This is a genomic window from Marinobacter sp. KM021 (assembly GCF_050707965.1).
Taxonomy (GTDB): Bacteria; Pseudomonadota; Gammaproteobacteria; order Pseudomonadales; family Oleiphilaceae; genus Marinobacter; species Marinobacter shengliensis.
This window is the reverse complement of sequence record NZ_CP136129.1, coordinates 3,078,518-3,096,785: the sequence shown is the minus strand read 5'-3', so window position 1 is coordinate 3,096,785 and position 18,268 is coordinate 3,078,518. Positions and strand designations below refer to the sequence as shown.

Here is an 18,268-nt window from a genome sequence, read left to right as displayed (position 1 = left end):
AGCAGACTGCCTGAAGCTCCATCAAAATCGTCCGGCGCGGGATAACTTAACGGTACTCTGACCCTTTTCATCCGGAGATGGGCCAGATGCCAGCGAAGAGGTTATCCATGCGTAAAATCAAAGAAGTCCTTCGCCTCAAGTGGGAGCGAGGGCTGAGCAACCGCCAGATTGCGGCGTCCTGTGGCGTTAGCCGCCCCACCGTAAGCGACTACCTGCGCCGCACGGTTGAGGCCGGTCTGAGCTGGCCGTTGCCAGCGGATCTGGATGAGGCCCACCTGGAGCGGTTGCTGTTCCCGCCGCCACCGGACCTGCCGGCACAGGCCAGAGGTATACCCGACTGGCAACACATCCGTGACGAACTCACGGGCAAGAACGTCACCCTGTTCCTGCTCTGGCAGGAGTACCGGCAAGCCAACCCGGACGGTTATCAGTACAGCTGGTTCTGCGAGCACTACCGGGCCTGGCGGGGCAAGCTGGACCTGGTGATGCGCCAGGACCATCGGGCCGGTGAGAGGCTATTCGTGGACTATGCCGGCCAGACCGTCCCCGTCATTGACCGCACCACCGGAGAGATCCACGAGGCACAAGTCTTTGTCGCGGTGATGGGTGCATCCAATTACACCTACGCCGAAGCCACTTGGAGCCAGACATTGCCGGACTGGGTCGGCTCCCACATCCGGACCTTCGAGTTCCTGGGCGGAGTGCCGGAACTGGTGGTTCCGGACAACCTCCGCTCCGGCGTCAGCAAGGCCCATCGCTACGAGCCGGATCTCAACCCAACCTATCAGGACATGGCCGCCCATTATGGCGTGGCCGTTGTCCCGACAAGAGTTCGCAAGCCCCGTGACAAGGCCAAGGTGGAAGGCGGTGTATTGATCGTCGAGCGCTGGATCCTGGCGGCGTTGCGCCATCGCCAGCACTTCTCCCTGGGGCAACTCAACGCCACCATCCGTGAACTGCTGGAGCGGCTCAACAGCCGCCCCTTCCGCAAGTTGCCCGGCTGCCGGCGCGACCACTTCGAACAGCTGGATAAACCGGTTCTACAGCCGTTGCCGGCAGAACCGTATGTCTACGCAGAGTGGAAGAAGGCTCGGGTGCATATCGACTACCACGTAGCCATCGACGGTCACTATTACTCAGTGCCCTACACCCTGACCAAGAAAGAGGTGGAGGTTCGCATCACCCACAACACCATCGAATGCTTTTACCGGGGCAACCGGATCGCCAGCCACCGGCGCTCAGACCAGAAGGGACGGCACACCACCATCGCCGCGCACATGCCCGAATCCCATCGCCAGGCTGGCGAGTGGTCGCCGGAACGGCTGATCGCCTGGGCAGCCAAGACCGGACCGGCGACGGAGAAGCTTATCCGCACCGCTCTGGGTGCCCGCAAACACCCTCAGCAGGCGTACCGCTCCTGTCTGGGCATTCTCCGGTTGGGGCAGAGCTACGGCGAGTCGCGGCTGGAGGCCGCCTGCCAGCGAGCCCTGATGCTGGGAAGCTGCCGCTACAAGAGCATTGAATCCATCCTCAAACACCGTCTGGATCAGCAGCCTCTGGAAGAGCAACAGGAACTGGCCTTGCCCGATACCCACGACAACATCCGTGGCCCCGCCTACTACCACTGAAGGATCTCTGACATGCTGAAACATCCCACACTGGACAAGCTCCACGCCCTCAAACTGACCGGCATGGCCGCCGCCCTGGCGGATCAGTCGGCCACCCCCGACATCACCGATCTGAGCTTCGAGGAACGCCTCGGGCTGCTGGTCGACCGGGAAATGACCGAGCGAGATAACCGGCGCATGACCAGCCGGTTGCGCCGGGCTAAGCTGCGGCACAATGCCATCCTCGAAGACCTGGATTACCGCTATTCACGCGGCCTAGATAAAGGACTGGTCCAGTCGCTGGCCGGTTGCCAATGGGTGAAGGAACACCTGAATGTGCTCATCACCGGTCCCACCGGGGTCGGGAAAACCTGGCTGGCCTGTGCTCTGGCACATAAGGCCTGCCGGGAGGGTTACACCGCCCAGTACGTCCGCCTGACCCGACTGCTACGGGAGCTGACCATTGCCAAAGGCGATGGCCAATACTCAAAACTCCTGACGAATCTGGCCAAGGTCGACGTGCTGATCCTGGATGACTGGGGGCTGATGAAACTGAGCGCCGAGAATCGGCGAGACTTGCTGGAGGTGCTGGAAGACCGGCATGGCAGGCGCTCCACCATTGCCACTAGCCAATTACCCATCGAGGAATGGCATGGCGTAATCGGTGACGCCACTCTGGCAGACGCCATTCTGGATCGGCTCGTACACAACGCCTACAAGATCAACCTGCGGGGCGAATCCATGCGAAAACAACAGGCAAAGTTGACGGCCACCGAGACTTCGGAGTAAGAAGAGAAACCCCGCGTCGCTACGCTCCGATGGGTGGCAGCCTTGCTCCGGTCCGGGTGGCAGGCTTCACATGGAATGGGTGGCAACCTTCAGCGGTTTACGCACCTTGGCCACCTCCTGCTCAATCTGTCGGGTGACGGTTTCAATCTGACTCTGGAGCATCCGGAGCATACTTTTGATCGACCGGTGAAGGGGTTTCGGCAGGATCTGGAGGCGGTTTTTCTCCATGGTGGACATTTCCAGAAGCTGAGAACGTCGGACCAGTAAGTCCTTAATCTTCTGGGAGGTTTTGTCTGGAATAGGTTTGAACTCAGGTTTCAGTGTGGCGGCATACTGCGCGATGACCTGGGCATCAATCCGGTCCGTTTTGGCGAGTACGCCAATGGCCTGGGCGTAGCGTCGGACACTGATGGGATTGACGATGATGATCGGCAAACCAGCTTGGTCGCAGGCCTGAACCAGGGCCTGTTCATATCGGCCAGAGGCTTCAACAACGATGCGTTCGATCGAGTAGTTTTTAAGGATACGGACAAAGCGGCGAATATGCGCTTCGGTATTTGGGATGGTGTAGAACTGCCCGGAGGGATGAAGAGCAATGTCCAGATTGGCTTTACCGACATCGACGCCGACATTGACTGGGGTTTGGATTTCCGTGTTGTTCATAATAAGCTGACTCTGCCTTGCTATACGGGCTCGAGGCCCCGATGACTGTTCGAGTTATCGCTTGAGAGTCATGCAGCGCTGCACACTTGTTATCGGTCTCTCGACAGAGGAGCCGGTCAGGCATCGAGCTGCTGCATGAAGGCCCCCAGCGGCCACTGGGGGTGGGCCTCAATTTACCCAAACACGGAAGAAATTATCCATACAAGGTACGTAAGGCGAACGCGTGAAATGCGCCGCTTCGTTTTAGCTTTATCGCCTGATCCCAAGATGCGCGTTGCGACCTCTTGTAGCCGACGCGACACCTAAACAAAAGCGAACGTTCGCAATGCTGCGAATTTCTCATTTTATTTACCCTTAAATGGTTAGGATGCCAGTTTTTATAATCCAATTAGGCGATCAGATGGCGTTATAATCGAAGCAGGAGATAATAGTTTCGGTTACATTGGGCGGCTCTATGAACACAGGAAGCGAATCAGAAATTCCGCTTAGGATCTGAAGCTATCCGCCGTTATAAAGCCCCCCGTTTTCTTTTACGGTTTTCGACGCACGGCTTATACAGTCGGGGATAATTTTATGTGATTTTGCTCAATCGAGTTATCCAGTATCTACTTCGAAATCACCCATTCAAACCGACTTATCACTTAAACTCGCACAAAAAAAGCATCCTGCATGGGACCGGGGGATACCGGAAAGTAATGCCACACTGACGAAAGGCTCGTTTTATCTCTCTCGGTGCCATGATGCAAACCAGTCTTGGTGAGATTTAGCTAGTTTTTTTAGCCAATCGATAGTTGCATAGACTCCATCTGGGAGCGGCCTCACTTCCGGAACCAACAAGTTGTATCTCATTCTGCCGGGTATGTCAGGGCCACATGGGCGAATGAGCTTTCCTTCCTTGATCAAGTGGGCGCTACTGACGTCATCTCCAATTGCCACACCAAGTCCGTCCGCAGCGGCATACATGCAAAGGTAGGTGCGATGGTACGTAATGCTTTTCTTGCACTGAGCCAGACTGTACCCGTGGGACACCAACGCATTATCCCACCAATGAATGCCCCGGTCGTGGATCAATCGATGATCGAGACAATCTCCAATGTCTTTTATGGATTCCGACGATTCGATGAGAGAGGGACTGCAGACCGGAAATGCCGTGTACTGAAGAAATGTCTCTGTTTGGAAGCCGGGAACGTAGACCTGCCCCCAAGTGATTGCTAGGTCCGCGTCCGACGCAAACATCTTTTGTGGCTCGGGATGGACTCTGATGTCCAGTGACACACCTAGATCATCCAAATCACTACTTTGCATGAGCGGCCTTAGCCACAGCTCTGCCAAATCCGAGTCTACGTCAATGACAACCTGTGGGGAGGCAGACCTTTGAACGGTTCCGGTATCCAAGGCTATAGAGAGCAACGCTTGCTCAACCATTTTTGCGTAACGCCGCCCAGCAATTGTTAACTCAACCTTTCGGTGGCCTCGGGAGAAGAGACGGGTGTTCAGCTGCTCCTCCAACAGTCGTATCTGTCTACTAATCGCTGCCTGCGTTACGCAAAGTTCAGCCGCTGCCTCGGTGAAACTCTGGTGGCGAGCCGCGGCGTCAAAGGCTTTTACCGCGTTTAGATTCGGAAGTTTTCGAGGCATTACGCATTACTCCTAGTTATGCAAACTGTCAAAAAAAGTTGATTGAACGACCATCAACCGCTTCGTATTCTCAGGTCTCAATGTAGCGCATGGAGGAACACCCGTGAAATTTCAGGAAAATAGCGAGCTACTTCAGTCCAACGCCTTCATTGATTCCTCGGGAACAGGATCGAATTCAGGCATCAAAAAAACTTGTAGCAAAACGGTCATTCTCGGTGTAGCAGAAAGTGACGCTCACGTGGTCGCGAATAAGCTTATCGAGGCACGCCTCGAGGCTTCTGGGTACGAAGTCGTCAACCTGGGTGCCTGTACGCCTCTATCCGAATTCGGCCAGGCTTACGAAAATCACCCGGAATCCGTAGCCATTCTTATTGGCACCCTTAACGGACATGCGTTGCAGGATCTCAGCGATCTGTTGTGGATGAAACAGAAATTCGCAGTGAATTGCCCTGTGATCGTAGGAGGCAAACTAGGTCTGAGTCCCGGAAAGGCTCAGCGCGTAGGCCAAACCCTTCTAAACAGAGGGGTCGATGCGCTCATCAATGATATTGAGGATGTCCTCAGCTATATACAGCAAGGACAATATGGCCTAGCAAAAACGGGATAACGCAAACCAATTACTTACGGATAAGAGACTATGTCTATGGACGCGACATCAATTATCAAATTTGGGGGCAGCTCGTTTCTCAATTTCCACGATTACTCGAAAATAGCTCTCTTCCTTTCGGAATGTGTTCGTTCGTATCCGGGTTCAAAATACATTGTTGTTGTGAGCGCAATGTCTGGAACAACCGGAAGGTTAAAGGAGGCCATTGTCTGGCGTCAACTATCTTGTCCGGTCCGCGACAACTATGATGGCCGGTTGGGTGGTCTTACTTTTTGCTCTTTGAAGCTTGCTTAAGCTGTTGCTGTCGTCGGTAGCTTTCCCCCTCTAATTCGATAATTGTCGCGTGGTGTATCAGGCGGTCTACGGCGGCTACGGTCATCATGTTATCCGGGAAGATTTGATCCCATTCGCTGAATGGCTGGTTGGCGGTGACGATCAGGCTGCCACTCTCATAGCGGTGGGCGATGAACTCGAACAGAACCTGGGTTTCTGCATCCGTTTTTTTCACGTAGCCAATATCGTCAATGATGATGACCCGGTACTTGTCCAGTCGTGTCATGGCGGTCATCAGATCAAGATCGCGCTTAGCCTGCTGCAAGTGCTGAACCAGGGCGATGGCCGGGAACAGCTTGCAGCGCACCCCCTGTTCGGTGAGTTGATGGCCCAGGGCATTGGCGATGTGGGTTTTGCCGGTGCCACTGGGGCCGATCAACAGCACATTGTCGGCATGGTGTGCCCAGTCACTGTCTTGTTGCAGCTTGGCCAGTGCCGCGTTGCAGGGGCGGCTAAAGCCGCTCTGATCCAACGCCGAGAAGGTTTTGTTGGCCGCAAGCTTTGCCTCCCGTAGCCATTTCTGGGTACGACGCTGGTAGCGGTCTGAGAGTTCGTACTCACACAGGGCGGCCAGGTAATCCGGGTGTGACCAGTTCTTTTCAACGGCTGTTTCCCAGAGCGATTGATAGTGACGGTGGAAGGCCGGCAGGCGGAGTTCTTTAAGCAGTAAGGCGACGGAGTCGGTCATATCGACGCCTCCTGGCTGCGGATCGAAGACAGCAAGTCGTCATAACTGACCAGGGTGTGTTGACTTGAAGCCGAGAATTCGAGGTCGGGATTACCGCCAAGGTAGCGTGACTGGATCTCGGTAATTGACGCGAACCGGCCGGCCCGGGCTTCTATCAACAGGTCTTCCCCCAGTGATTGCTCGTCATCGTATTCGAAGGCCAGCCGCAGTGTTGTCACGATCCACTTGCAGGCTTCACGGGGTTCAAGATGCTCATCCGCGAGTTGCCAGAGTTCGCGGTAGTTGTCGTCCGGCAGCAGGTCATCACGCAGCTGAGAGTAACGGAAAGCCTGTGGCTTGGAGGCCAGCGAGCAGATCACGTGCCGGTAATTGACGCTGCGGGCACGGTTCTCGCCAGGCTTGGGGTAAACACGCACCAGGGTCAATGCAGGCTGCTGACCAACGAACAGCACCAGCTTGTCGTGATGCAGCCTGACTTGTATCGATTCGCCAATCAGGCGCGATGGCACCGTGTAGACAACGCGGCGGACTTCGATCGTTGAGCTGCGCGTCACCTTGAGATGGAGGGTCTGATACTCGGCGGCTGTAAACTCCGGCAGTGGCTGCAAGGCGGCCTGCTCTTCAACCACACGTGCTCGGTTGCGCCGATTGAGTTTGTCGACAGCACAATCGATAAACGCCTGATACTGTTCGACACTCTCGAAGTCATTGTGGCCGCGCAGTAACAGCTGTTGTGCCAGGCGTTTCTTGAGCGAGCCATTGGCACACTCCACGACACCGTTCTCATGGGACTGCCCCAGATTATTCCGGGTGGGCGTCATGCGGTAATGCTGGCACAGCTCGCTGTAAGCGTCAGTCCACACGTTCTGCCGGTTATTGCGTGCCGCACTCAGGCTATCCGTGCGGTGCTCAACAGGGCTGCCACCCGCTTGCTGTAGGGCTCGCTGCAATCCCGTCGCCAGAGCCGCATAACTCTCACCGCCCTGAACCACGGTGACCGAGCGCCAGCCACTGTAGGCCAGTCGAAATTGATAGAGCAGGTGTGGAAAGGCCTTGGACTGAATCGTAATCGGGTTATCGGGGTGGGTAAAATCAGAGAATCCCTGCTGTGCGACAACGGCCTGTTGGCGAAAAATGACCTCTCGCTCCGGCCCATGCAGTGCTCGCCATTGCTTCACCCGGCGTTGCAGTGTGCGCAAAATGGTCTGGTCGTAGTGCTCAGGATACTGCTCTTGCAAGTAATCAAGCAGGGTTGTTCCGGTCAAATCCGGCTTGGCTTCTAGCAAGGGGAGCAACTCTGTCTCCCAAACGGCTTCCAGTGGATCTTCTCGGGTGCGCCACTGCCGCTCGGTGTTAACGCGGGGTTTTTGTGTTGACGTCTCGATGCGTCGTCCGGATCGAACGGAAATGCCCGCCTTGGCGGCAGCCACTTCCTGGCTTGCGCCATTTTGTCGGTGCTGCATGAACAGCTCCTCTTGTCGGTTGGTTATGTGTTGGCCTGGCACCCATTGCTCCACCATGGAAAACAAGGGGCCAATTGTTACACCCAACCGGCCAAGATAATTGTCGCTAACCGGTCATCCTAATTGTCGCCGAACAGGCCATAGACAGTATCGATCCTAACGCGCCGAAAAGAGTGCACGACGGCACCTTGGCTACAGGAGAAATCATTAGCGCGCACTTTCTTGAAGCAGCCACCTCACGGCTTGGCATCAGATGCTGCTCACTCAATGCGCTGAATCTTGGCCTCAAGACAAACTCAGAATTCGGGTCCGCCGCTTGCACTGAATTCGACCTCACGAATATCAGTAGGAAGCTTGCATACAACGATGTCATTGTCGTCGCCGGAGGTCAGGGGGTAAGCGAGGAGCAGTCCATCACCATGCTGGGCCGCAACAGTTCTGACTACACCGCCTTACTTTTGGCTTCCGCTGTGGGCGCAACACACTGCACCATCGTCTCAGATGTTCCTGGCGTCATGAGTGCGGATCCATATTTATTGCCACAAGCCAGAACAATCAAAAGTATTGGCTTCCGCACAATGGCAGGTGTTGCCGAATCTGGCGCAAAGGTACTGTACGGAAAAGCCGTATCTCATGCGGAGAAATTTGGAATAGAAATCCGATGCGGTCGTTTTGAGAATGGAGAGATCAATATTTATACAACGATCGGAAAGGAGTCCCCGGCTTCGATTGTTGTGGTGTCGTGGATTCAACCAATAACCGCAGCACCGCTCATTCATAGTGCCCCGGAATATTCACCCCAGAACACCTCTGCCGGTGTTCGGTAGCCCAGCCGTTTTCTGGGCCGGTTATTCAACTGCTCAACCACGCGATTGACTTGTGTTTGAGACAGCTTGGCGAAGCTCGTCCCTTTAGGATAATACTGGCGCAGCAAGCCATTTGTGTTCTCGTTCGTGCCGCGCTGGCCAGAGCAGTACGGGTCACAGAAATAGGCCACCAAGCCCAACGCTTCGGCCAGTTGCTCGTGCCCCGCAAACTCACTGCCGTTATCCAGTGTCAGCGTTTTTGCGGCACCGCGGACAGGCTTCAATAGCCTGATCACGGTTTGCGTTGTCTGGTTGGCCGTGAACCGCTTTAGGCGGCCTGCGAGCAAGTAACCGCTGCGACGCTCCACCAGTGTCACCAATCCGGATTGTTTGTGGCCCTGGAGGATCGTGTCACCTTCCCAGTGGCCAAGCACGGCACGACTTTCAACCTCTTTGGGGCGGCACTCAATCCCGACCCGATTTGGAATTTTACCGAGACCGGCTTCCTTCGCTCTGCGTTTTCGACCACGGTTGTTCCGGTGACGACAGTAAGTCCAGAGCTTGCCGCCTTCGAGGCGATCACGATGGATTAAGTCGTAGATCCATTGGTGACTGACCCGCACCGGTGCGTTCATGCGGCTCATAAAGCCTGAAATTTGCTCTGGGCTCCAGTGTTGCTTGACCCTCTCAGTCACCCAGGTCGTCAGCCAATGCACCCGTTTGTGGCGCTTGAAGGCGGTTCGACGCCGTGTGTTCGCCTGATACTGCGCTCTCTCCGGTTCATAGCCGTGAACGCTGTTCCGCCGCAACTCACGGCTGATGGTACTGCTGTGGCAGCCAAGCATAGCCGCGATCTGTCGTTGGCTTTTGCCGGCCACACGCAGGGCCGATATCTGGTATCGTTGTGTCTGGGTCAGTTGTCGGTACTTCATCACTGCTTCACTTTGGTCGGTAAAGTCCGTGAGGGTACCGGCAACGGCCCTCCGTCTCCACCTGGTTACGCCAAAGTGCTGCAGTTATTATCTGAATTCACGGTCTAAGGCGGTGACTATCATTTCCACTGAGTCGAAGAGCGATTTTGATAACGCGTTCGAATGGCTGGAATTAAAAAACCAAAGTCCTCTTATCATTGATAATAAGAAAAAAAGAGAAATTGCTTTTGTTGGAGGCGACCGTTCATCGCTTGGCAAATTGGAACTATTATTTAAAGATGCATATAGCATAACAGACAACGCCTATTTAGTGTCTGAGCATATCGGGTTATCGGTTATAAGGTCCAGCTTCGCAAGCCATGAGGCGGCGGTCCAGCACGCTAGTTTACGTCATGAATCTCTCTACCCATCTGCGAACGCTGAGGTCCCTGAATGGACAGAAAAAGCGCGTTCTGAAAAAAGCAATATCTTTATCTAGCGCAGGAAGGAGTATGTATGAATTTCGATGATGTAATTGAATCTGTCAGAAAGCCGTTTGCCTCTGCGACATCGCTGTCTCCAGAAGTATTTACTAGTCCCAAATGGTTTGATTTTGAAAAAGAGCACATTCTTTATAAACACTGGAACTTTGTAGGTTTGCAACAAAATGTTCCTGGGATTGGTGACTATTTCGTCACTGAGTTGTATGGCGAGTCGATTATCATAATAAGAGATCATGATAAAAGGCTGCACGCATTCTTAAATGTCTGCAGGCACCGTTGCTCCAAAGTGTTGTCCGACTCTGGCTCGTGTCGTGTTATCCGATGCCCGTTTCACGCATGGACCTATCGCTTAGACGGTAGCTTGAAAAGGGCGACGGATTTCCCAGACATGCCGGAGCACCAAAAAAGGGAACTTGGGCTTAAAGAGCTCCGGTGTGAATCTTGGCAAGGACTTATTTTTGTTACCTTTTCACAAGATACTCCATCGATCGATGAGATGCTTTCTGATTTATCAGAGGATTTCCACAATTATCCTCTCGAGGAGATGCATTGTGTGCGTGAGAGAAAAGACGAGGTTCGCGTCAACTGGAAACTGTACAACGATATCGATACCGATCCTGGGCATGGTCCCGTTCACAGCAGCACGATTGGAGCACAGGAATACGAGCTATCGTCGAGTAAGCGCTACTACAGAACACTGTTCATGCCCTCAAACAACTCTTCGGCTCTACTCCCAAAAGACTACGGCAATGGGTTCGATCACATTCCGAACCTCCCTGGTCGAGCGAAGAATGGCACCTTATATCTGCAGTTCTTTCCTGCACTCTACGTGATTCTGACGCAAGACTGTGCTTGGTGGCTGAACAAAACTCCGGTCGACCACCAGACCACTATTCTTCGCGTGGGTTATATGTTCCCGAAGGAAACGGTGCAGCGGGACGACTTCGAGGAAGTTGTAAAAACCTACTTCCAACGCTGGGATCAAGTGGTTGAGGAAGACAACTGGATTATGGAGCAGCAGCAACTCGGGATGTCATCAGCTTTTAGTTCGAGCGGTCCTCTTTCAGAGCAGGACAGGTATGTGTGGGACCTACACAATTGGTACGTCGATCGGGTGCAAGAGGCCAAGGAGGGAATCATCTGTACAGACCGTTCTGTCACATCGTCAATCAATGGTCGAATCAAGACCGTCGGCTAGCCTTGGCTGGCCCACCAAATTCACGGTACCGCAGGATCAAATATGATTGTAAAGACTGTAGACGAATTCAGATTGACCGACCGAAAGATTGACGGTCCAGGATGGGAAAGCATTCGAATGTTGTTGGCGAAAGACCAGTTTGGCTTTTCTTTTCACTTTTCGACGATGGCACCGGGCCAGACGCTTAACCTTTGGTACAAGAATCATCTTGAAGCATGCTTTTGTATCAAGGGCTCTGGAACGATTCGATGCCTAGATTCCGGAGTTGAAAAGGCGATCAAACCAGGGACGCTTTATGCGCTGGATCAACATGATCGCCATCAGATTGAGGTTCATGAGGAGATGGTCGCTCTGTGTGTGTTTAACCCTGCTCTGTCAGGCAACGAAGTACACGACAAAGATGGCTCCTACGAATTGACAACAGAGCAGCCGTAAATACGCCGACCAGATTGTAACTGATCAGGGTGAAAAAGGATTTTGATATGAGCCACACGGTAATGGTTATCGACTCCTCGGGACGAGGCCACGCATTGTGCCAACAGATTCTTAAAACAGATCGTAGTGCCAGCGTGCTGTACGTTCCGGGATGCAGGGCCATCGAACAAACGGGCATCACATCGGTTCCCGAAATAGATATGACCGATATTGAGGGAATTTCAGCCCTTGCTCGTCAATACCAACCCAATCTCATCATTGTCAGCAACATTGAGGCAATTAGAGCCGGTGTCACAGATCAATTATTGAAGGAAGGTTGGAATACCATTGGTGCCACAGCCAAGGCTGGCAAGCTGGAAACCAGTAAAAGCTTTAGCAAGCAATTCTTGAACCACGCAGGCGTTAATACACCTCGGTATATCAAATGTTCCTCTGAGCAGGAAGCGTTCGCGGCGCTTGAAAACTTTCCTAACGGATGCGTGGTGAAAGCGGATGGCCTTTGCATTGATGGTGACGGGGTCTTCATGGCCAGCTCTCCGGACGACGCAAAAGCTGCTATCCGCAAGCTTATCTCGGAGCAAGCCTTTGGAGATGCTGGTGCTCAGTTGCTGCTCGAGGAATGGATCGTTGGTCGCGAACTCTCGATAATGGTGTTCGTAGATGACCAGGGTGGATTCAATGTGCTTCCACCTGCAATGGACTATAAACGTTCGGACGATCAGGACAAAGGGATCAACTGCGCCGGAATGGGTAGTGTCTTCCCGCACCCCTTGGATTCCACTGCTTTGCAAGAGCAGATAAGAACATCTGTTGTGAGCCCGATTGTTTCGCAAATGATCCGGGACGAAATTCTGTTCACTGGCTTCTTCTTCATTGGGGCCATGCTGACAAACACCGGTATCCACGTTCTCGAGATCAATAGCCGATTTGGCGACTCCGAAGCGGAGGTTATGTTCCCCGCGATTAACGCAAATCTGACTGAATGCTTTGAACTGGGCTTGGCGGGCCGAGCAGAGGAAATTGATTGGCAGTTTGACTCGCGCTTTCGAGTCTCAGTCTCTCTCGGACAAGGCGCAATTCCCTCCGACGACACAGATAATCTGGGTTGGCCATATGGTAAGTTCAAAGCGGGTAATGAAATCTACGGTATTCGCAACCTCGAAGAAACTGGATCTGAGCTCTTCTTTGCCAATGTCGACCGCGACGCAAAGGGGAAGCTGATCACAGCGGGCGGGCGAGTTGCCCATGTTGTGGGATCCGCTGAAGCACTTTCGACGGCGGTTCAAACCACCTATTCCGGCGTGCGTGAGATTGGTTTTAAAGGGATGAAAATTCGGACGGATATCGGTTTAGCCTAATGAAAGGACAATTTCGTTTCGATCTCGATGATGCTGTTCAATATATCAAGTCACTTGATAAGGAATCAGTGCACAGCGTTCTCACCCGATGTGAATCGGAAGGCAGGGTTGCGGTTCAACCTCGCTCGGGTGTTGGTGGCCATCAAGAAATGAGAAATCTCCTCACGACCATCGAAGAGAGTGCTGCTCCGGACATTTCAACGCTTACGATCGACTCTTACACTAGGCTCCAAAAGTTTGATCAGGCCAGCAATCTTCTGGCAAGCGCTCCAGAACAGCTCAATGGTTATCCGCTTGTGTCTCAGGGGATTATGCGTGGTAGAAACTTGAACGAGAGCACTCGAGCACCGCTCGACATACGGCATGGATCGCCCATTGCCAATCGGCTCTTCGAAGCTGCGATATCCAGTGGAATTACCTCTTTCGAAGGAGGGGGTATCACGTATAACCTGCCTTACTGCAAGGATGTTCCTCTCGAGGCGTCCCTCGAATCTTGGCGCCGAATTGACGAGCTGTGTGGAGACTTGGCGCAAGAAGGTGTGATTGTCTCCCGTGAGAGCTTTGGAACGCTGACAGCAGTATTGGTGCCGCCCTCTCTCGCCTTATCTCTGTCCTTTCTGGAAGCCATGTGCGGAATAAAGGAGGGTGTGAAATGTGTGCAGATTGCCTACCCACAAGGGGGCTGCTTGGCCCAGGACATTGCTGCATTGAGGGCGATTCGCGAATTGTCTGAACACTACGTGCCGGCCGATGTTGATGTATTTCCCGTTCTACATCAGTACATGGGTCCTTTCCCATCCGGCATTCACGAGTCTATGGCGTTGGTTGCCCATGGCGCGATCGTTGCGAAGGCTGGTTTGGCACGAAAAGTCGTGGTGAAGACCGTACAAGAATCGCAAGGCATCCCCACCGCGAAATCTAACGCAGATGCGATCAACTTTGTGCGCGCAATGACGAGTTCTCCGTCCGGCATTGTAGAGGTACTTTCGGACGCAGTGTCTCTGGAGCAGAAGCAGATCGTGCAGGAATCAAGAGAACTCATTGACTCAGCGTTTGACCAAAATGATCCGTACCAAGCGATCATTGATGCGTTTCATCATGGGGTTCTCGATGTGCCTTTCTCACCGAGTCGAGCTGCTAGGGGGTTAGTGTTACCAAGTAGGGCGAGAAACGGAGCAATTCGATACTTTGACACTGGCAACCTAAGGTTTTCCCAGAACACCAAAAATTTTAATAGGGACTCATTGGCTATGGACGGTCTTGATTATCAAGCACTGCTCTCAAGTATTAACTTTTTTGCAGAACCAACATAGCGAATTTACCGGTGAAATTATTATGTTCCTTACAATATTAGCCACCCTATCATATTCCTTGATGCTGATATCTCTCAATCGCGGCCCTTTATTTACCAACGGTTACCTAGTTGGAACGCTTATCAATCTATTTGGAGCGCTTATCCCCTTCACCTTCTTTTTAATTGGCGGAATGCGTCTAGAGGGCTCGAATAATGTTGTCGGTGTGAGCTGGGGAATCGCTGGAGGCATTGGTATCGCACTGTTTACTATAAGCATGACGTTTTTATTTGCCGGCGGCGGGACTCTGGGCTTTGTTTCTCCGATTGTCTATGGAGGATCCATCGTGATTGTTACGTTGATCGGATTTCACTTCTTCAGAGAAGGCTTAACTGGCCTCCATCTATCTGGAATTGGCATGGTTTTGCTGGGAATTGGTCTGATCGTGTTTGCGCAGTACAGGGGGGTTACTTCGTGAATTCAGATAATAACTGCAGCACTTTGGCGTAACCAGGTGGAGACGGGAGGGCCGTTGCCGGTACCCTCACGGACTTTACCGACCAAAGTGAAGCAGTGATGAAGTACCGACAACTGACCCAGACACAACGATACCAGATATCGGCCCTGCGTGTGGCCGGCAAAAGCCAACGACAGATCGCGGCTATGCTTGGCTGCCACAGCAGTACCATCAGCCGTGAGTTGCGGCGGAACAGCGTTCACGGCTATGAACCGGAGAGAGCGCAGTATCAGGCGAACACACGGCGTCGAACCGCCTTCAAGCGCCACAAACGGGTGCATTGGCTGACGACCTGGGTGACTGAGAGGGTCAAGCAACACTGGAGCCCAGAGCAAATTTCAGGCTTTATGAGCCGCATGAACGCACCGGTGCGGGTCAGTCACCAATGGATCTACGACTTAATCCATCGTGATCGCCTCGAAGGCGGCAAGCTCTGGACTTACTGTCGTCACCGGAACAACCGTGGTCGAAAACGCAGAGCGAAGGAAGCCGGTCTCGGTAAAATTCCAAATCGGGTCGGGATTGAGTGCCGCCCCAAAGAGGTTGAAAGTCGTGCCGTGCTTGGCCACTGGGAAGGTGACACGATCCTCCAGGGCCACAAACAATCCGGATTGGTGACACTGGTGGAGCGTCGCAGCGGTTACTTGCTCGCAGGCCGCCTAAAGCGGTTCACGGCCAACCAGACAACGCAAACCGTGATCAGGCTATTGAAGCCTGTCCGCGGTGCCGCAAAAACGCTGACACTGGATAACGGCAGTGAGTTTGCGGGGCACGAGCAACTGGCCGAAGCGTTGGGCTTGGTGGCCTATTTCTGTGACCCGTACTGCTCTGGCCAGCGCGGCACGAACGAGAACACAAATGGCTTGCTGCGCCAGTATTATCCTAAAGGGACGAGCTTCGCCAAGCTGTCTCAAACACAAGTCAATCGCGTGGTTGAGCAGTTGAATAACCGGCCCAGAAAACGGCTGGGCTACCGAACACCGGCAGAGGTGTTCTGGGGTGAATATTCCGGGGCACTATGAATGAGCGGTGCTGCGGTTATTGGTTGAATCCACGCTTCTTAGCGCTTGCACACTGACATAAATTTTAATTATGGAAACCCGGAAATTATATCGTTTGTCGTAGGCCTGAATAGCTCTCAATATAAGGACGAAGTGGAAAATTTGAGGGTTTAAACATGAAGATTTTAAATGCTGGGAGCCTAAAACTCTTTTATGAATTTATGTCGAGAGAGCAGGGCAAGGGTGACTCTTCGAACAGCCGGTATGAAAAAATTGAACAGTTTTTCATTCGGTATATAGATCAGCGTTTCCAGAATCGAATACGGGGTTGTGCAGAAAAGGTCGGCCTGACGCCTCCAGAGGCCCAATTGGTGGTTGTCATTGGAGATGAAGGCGGATTGAGCTTGAAAGCCATACATAAAAAGACTTTGCTTTGTCTCGATGTCGCGGAGATCGCCACTAATCGACTAATAACTCGACAATTGGTGTTTGCGAAACGTTGTGGACATGAACAAACGCCTAGATTCTATTTGTCAGATGAGGGGGCCGTCGTGCGCCAACGGCTGAGAGAGGGATGTGTGTTTCCCTATTAATCAACAACAAACAGTATCGGTGGGAGCTTAAAATGGACATTTTTGAGAGTATGGAATCCGAAGTTCGCGTATATTCGCGCTCATTTCCTATTCTATTCAACAGGGCTAAAAATGCGACTTCGTCGGGATTGAGAACGGTTGGCATTCGGCGTGGAGTTTTTGTCATCTTGTACTGAAGGTTTTCGATCTCCCGTTTCAGCACATGCTTGTAAACAAAACTGATCGCGCACAGCGCCTGATTTTGTGTGCCTGGGCTCAGGCCTCGATTGACTGCAAGGTGATTTAAAAAACGTTCAATTTCGGGATTACTCATCACCTCCGGGTGCTTCTTGTCATTGAAAAGAATGAACTGCCGGACCCAGTAGAGATAGGACTTCTCGGTTCGATAGCTGTACTGCCTGGTCCTGATCTCTGTGCGAACAGACTCTAGAAACGGTGATTTCGCCACGGCGACCCTCCCTGGTCGAGATAACTGTATATGCGTGGGTCTTCACTTCTTTTAGTGGGTAACCCTTTATTTCCCTGCCGTTTTTGGTCAATGTTAGCCCATCCGATTAACCCGATGGATGGTGGCCGACATTGGATCAATGCACCCTCTACGAACAGATTCTTGGGCTCTCAGCACCTTGGTTTGTCTCAGACGTTGAGCTTGATAAAAGTCAGAGCGAAGTCGTAGTCCAGGTCAACATAGATAAAGGCACAGCGCTTGTCTGCCCCCGGTGTGGCCGTGCCTGCCCGGGTTACGACTCCCGGGAACGTCGTTGGCGTCACCTCGACACCTGTCAGTTCCGAACCCAGGTGGTTGCCCAAGTCCCCCGTGTGCAATGTCCGGAACATGGCTGCCTGACGGTCAGCGTACCTTGGGCTGAGCAGAACAGCCGGTACACGCTGCTATTTGAAGCCTTTGTTATTAGCTGGCTCAGGGCAGCCTCGATCTCTGCGGTCAGCAAACAGCTGCGCCTGAGTTGGACTGCTATCGACAACATCATGGAACGGGCTGTACGTCGGGGCTTGGCCAATGCGCCCGACCGCGATACAACACGGCTGGCTGTCGACGAGACCGCATTTCGTAAGGGGCACGATTACGTGACGATCGTTTCCAATGCCCAGGGTCAGGTTCTGGCGGTGGAAGACGGCAGGTCCTCAGACAGCCTCGGTCGCTTTTACGACAGCCTGGAGAAGCCGCGCAAGCAATCGATCATTTCGATATCCATGGATATGAGCCCGGCGTATCAGAAAGCGACGTTTGCCCATATCGACAAAGCCCATCGGAAGATCGCCTTCGATCACTTCCATGTTGCACAGATGCTGACCCGGACGCTGGATGCCACTCGCAAGGCTGACATGGCGCGGGCGGATCACTCGATGCGTCAGGAGATCCACCGAAGCCGATACACCTGGTTACGCCATCGCAAGAGCCTTGAGGGGCAGCAGATTCAGCAAATCCGGGCCTTGTCGGATGCTCTCAAAGACACCGGCCTGGTGTGGTACCTCAAGGAGAAGGCACGGGACATCTGGCAGGGCTATCGCGTCAAAGGCGCTCGCGCGGCCTGGCAGGAATGGATTCATATGGCTCGACTCACGGAGGTTCGAGCCTTGACCTCAACGGCCAATCAAATCGAAACCAAGCTGTTTGGCATCCTCAATGCCATGCGTTTCCGGGCTTCCAATGGTCTAGCGGAGGCAATCAACGGACAGGTTCGAGCTTTAAAGGTCCGGTCCCGGGGATTCCGGAGCAAGGAGAGATTCAAACGGGCAATCTTGTTCCATTATGGCGGGCTGCCTATGGCACCCAACCCACACGGATAAGTGAAGAGCCCTATCCATACAGTATTTATGTGCACAGGCTAATGCGTGTACAGTAGT

At 53.1% G+C, this 18,268-nt stretch carries 19 protein-coding genes; 13 read left to right on the top strand and 6 right to left on the bottom strand.

All coding sequences use genetic code 11. The features are described from left to right. Window positions 1–86 precede the first annotated feature (86 nt). Together istA (RVM24_RS14615) and istB (RVM24_RS14610) are read left to right on the top strand one after the other, a co-directional pair. A complete protein-coding gene (gene istA / locus RVM24_RS14615; RefSeq protein ID WP_374816283.1) occupies window positions 87–1,628 on the top strand; it encodes an IS21 family transposase in 1,542 nt (513 codons plus the stop codon). Window positions 1,629–1,640: 12 nt separating this feature from the next. Further along, window positions 1,641–2,396: an IS21-like element ISSpu5 family helper ATPase IstB gene (istB, locus tag RVM24_RS14610; protein ID WP_061332066.1), complete on the top strand. Its 756-nt coding sequence runs from the start codon at window positions 1,641–1,643 to the stop codon at window positions 2,394–2,396. A 66-nt stretch (window positions 2,397–2,462) separates the two neighbouring features. Here the strand turns inward: istB (RVM24_RS14610) and RVM24_RS14605 are convergent, their stop codons facing one another. Both RVM24_RS14605 and RVM24_RS14600 read right to left on the bottom strand, forming a co-directional pair. Beyond that, the gene (locus tag RVM24_RS14605; protein ID WP_374787860.1) at window positions 2,463–3,059 is read right to left on the bottom strand and encodes an IS110 family transposase; all 597 of its coding nucleotides are present in this window, start codon (window positions 3,057–3,059) and stop codon (window positions 2,463–2,465) included. A gap of 720 nt (window positions 3,060–3,779) precedes the next feature. Next, complete coding sequence (locus RVM24_RS14600) at window positions 3,780–4,697, bottom strand: LysR family transcriptional regulator (RefSeq protein WP_064227440.1); 918 nt, start codon at window positions 4,695–4,697, stop codon at window positions 3,780–3,782. 103 nt (window positions 4,698–4,800) lie between these two features. Between RVM24_RS14600 and RVM24_RS14595 the strand changes: the two genes are divergently transcribed. Further along, window positions 4,801–5,304 carry a cobalamin-dependent protein gene (locus RVM24_RS14595; RefSeq protein ID WP_082905109.1) on the top strand — a complete coding sequence of 168 codons (504 nt, stop codon included), beginning with the start codon at window positions 4,801–4,803 and terminating at the stop codon, window positions 5,302–5,304. Between the two features lie 265 nt (window positions 5,305–5,569). Here the strand turns inward: RVM24_RS14595 and istB (RVM24_RS14590) are convergent, their stop codons facing one another. Together istB (RVM24_RS14590) and istA (RVM24_RS14585) are read right to left on the bottom strand one after the other, a co-directional pair. Next, window positions 5,570–6,325, bottom strand: coding sequence for an IS21-like element helper ATPase IstB (istB, locus tag RVM24_RS14590; RefSeq protein WP_374813366.1), 756 nt, complete (start codon window positions 6,323–6,325; stop codon window positions 5,570–5,572). Beyond that, the gene (istA, locus tag RVM24_RS14585) at window positions 6,322–7,788 is read right to left on the bottom strand and encodes an IS21 family transposase (protein WP_374787886.1); all 1,467 of its coding nucleotides are present in this window, start codon (window positions 7,786–7,788) and stop codon (window positions 6,322–6,324) included. The genes istB (RVM24_RS14590) and istA (RVM24_RS14585) overlap by 4 nt, the downstream gene beginning before the upstream one ends. Before the next feature lie 173 nt (window positions 7,789–7,961). Between istA (RVM24_RS14585) and RVM24_RS14580 the strand changes: the two genes are divergently transcribed. After that, window positions 7,962–8,615, top strand: coding sequence for a hypothetical protein (locus RVM24_RS14580; protein WP_431474272.1), 654 nt, complete (start codon window positions 7,962–7,964; stop codon window positions 8,613–8,615). Here the strand turns inward: RVM24_RS14580 and RVM24_RS14575 are convergent. Continuing rightward, complete coding sequence (locus RVM24_RS14575; RefSeq protein WP_230716029.1) at window positions 8,564–9,526, bottom strand: IS30 family transposase; 963 nt, start codon at window positions 9,524–9,526, stop codon at window positions 8,564–8,566. The two genes, RVM24_RS14580 and RVM24_RS14575, sit on opposite strands and share 52 nt — an antisense overlap. Before the next feature lie 112 nt (window positions 9,527–9,638). Here RVM24_RS14575 and RVM24_RS14570 point away from each other — a divergent pair, with 112 nt between their 5' ends. From RVM24_RS14570 to RVM24_RS14535, 8 genes are all read left to right on the top strand, one after another. Continuing rightward, window positions 9,639–10,004, top strand: coding sequence for a hypothetical protein (locus tag RVM24_RS14570; protein WP_431474271.1), 366 nt, complete (start codon window positions 9,639–9,641; stop codon window positions 10,002–10,004). Between the two features lie 17 nt (window positions 10,005–10,021). Next, window positions 10,022–11,206: an aromatic ring-hydroxylating oxygenase subunit alpha gene (locus RVM24_RS14565; protein WP_064227442.1), complete on the top strand. Its 1,185-nt coding sequence runs from the start codon at window positions 10,022–10,024 to the stop codon at window positions 11,204–11,206. A gap of 42 nt (window positions 11,207–11,248) precedes the next feature. Further along, window positions 11,249–11,641, top strand: a complete 393-nt coding sequence (locus tag RVM24_RS14560; protein ID WP_064227443.1) for an ectoine synthase — start codon at window positions 11,249–11,251, stop codon at window positions 11,639–11,641. 47 nt (window positions 11,642–11,688) lie between these two features. Further along, a complete protein-coding gene (gene purD / locus RVM24_RS14555) occupies window positions 11,689–12,999 on the top strand; it encodes a phosphoribosylamine--glycine ligase (RefSeq protein ID WP_064227444.1) in 1,311 nt (436 codons plus the stop codon). Next, the gene (locus RVM24_RS14550; protein ID WP_023009406.1) at window positions 12,999–14,312 is read left to right on the top strand and encodes a hypothetical protein; all 1,314 of its coding nucleotides are present in this window, start codon (window positions 12,999–13,001) and stop codon (window positions 14,310–14,312) included. The genes purD and RVM24_RS14550 overlap by 1 nt, the downstream gene beginning before the upstream one ends. Beyond that, window positions 14,296–14,769 carry a hypothetical protein gene (locus RVM24_RS14545; RefSeq protein WP_374815500.1) on the top strand — a complete coding sequence of 158 codons (474 nt, stop codon included), beginning with the start codon at window positions 14,296–14,298 and terminating at the stop codon, window positions 14,767–14,769. Before RVM24_RS14550 ends, RVM24_RS14545 begins: the two co-directional genes overlap by 17 nt. 98 nt (window positions 14,770–14,867) lie before the next feature. After that, complete coding sequence (locus tag RVM24_RS14540) at window positions 14,868–15,830, top strand: IS30 family transposase (RefSeq protein ID WP_230716029.1); 963 nt, start codon at window positions 14,868–14,870, stop codon at window positions 15,828–15,830. A gap of 155 nt (window positions 15,831–15,985) precedes the next feature. Further along, on the top strand, window positions 15,986–16,402 hold the full coding sequence (locus tag RVM24_RS14535; RefSeq protein WP_431475427.1) for a hypothetical protein: 417 nt from the start codon (window positions 15,986–15,988) through the stop codon (window positions 16,400–16,402). Here the strand turns inward: RVM24_RS14535 and RVM24_RS14530 are convergent. Beyond that, entirely contained in the window at window positions 16,329–16,850 is a 522-nt protein-coding gene (locus tag RVM24_RS14530) for a site-specific integrase (protein ID WP_227512649.1), read from the bottom strand. The two genes, RVM24_RS14535 and RVM24_RS14530, sit on opposite strands and share 74 nt — an antisense overlap. A 131-nt stretch (window positions 16,851–16,981) precedes the next feature. Here RVM24_RS14530 and RVM24_RS14525 point away from each other — a divergent pair, with 131 nt between their 5' ends. Further along, window positions 16,982–18,211, top strand: a complete 1,230-nt coding sequence (locus RVM24_RS14525; protein ID WP_036220386.1) for an ISL3 family transposase — start codon at window positions 16,982–16,984, stop codon at window positions 18,209–18,211. Window positions 18,212–18,268: the final 57 nt, after the last annotated feature.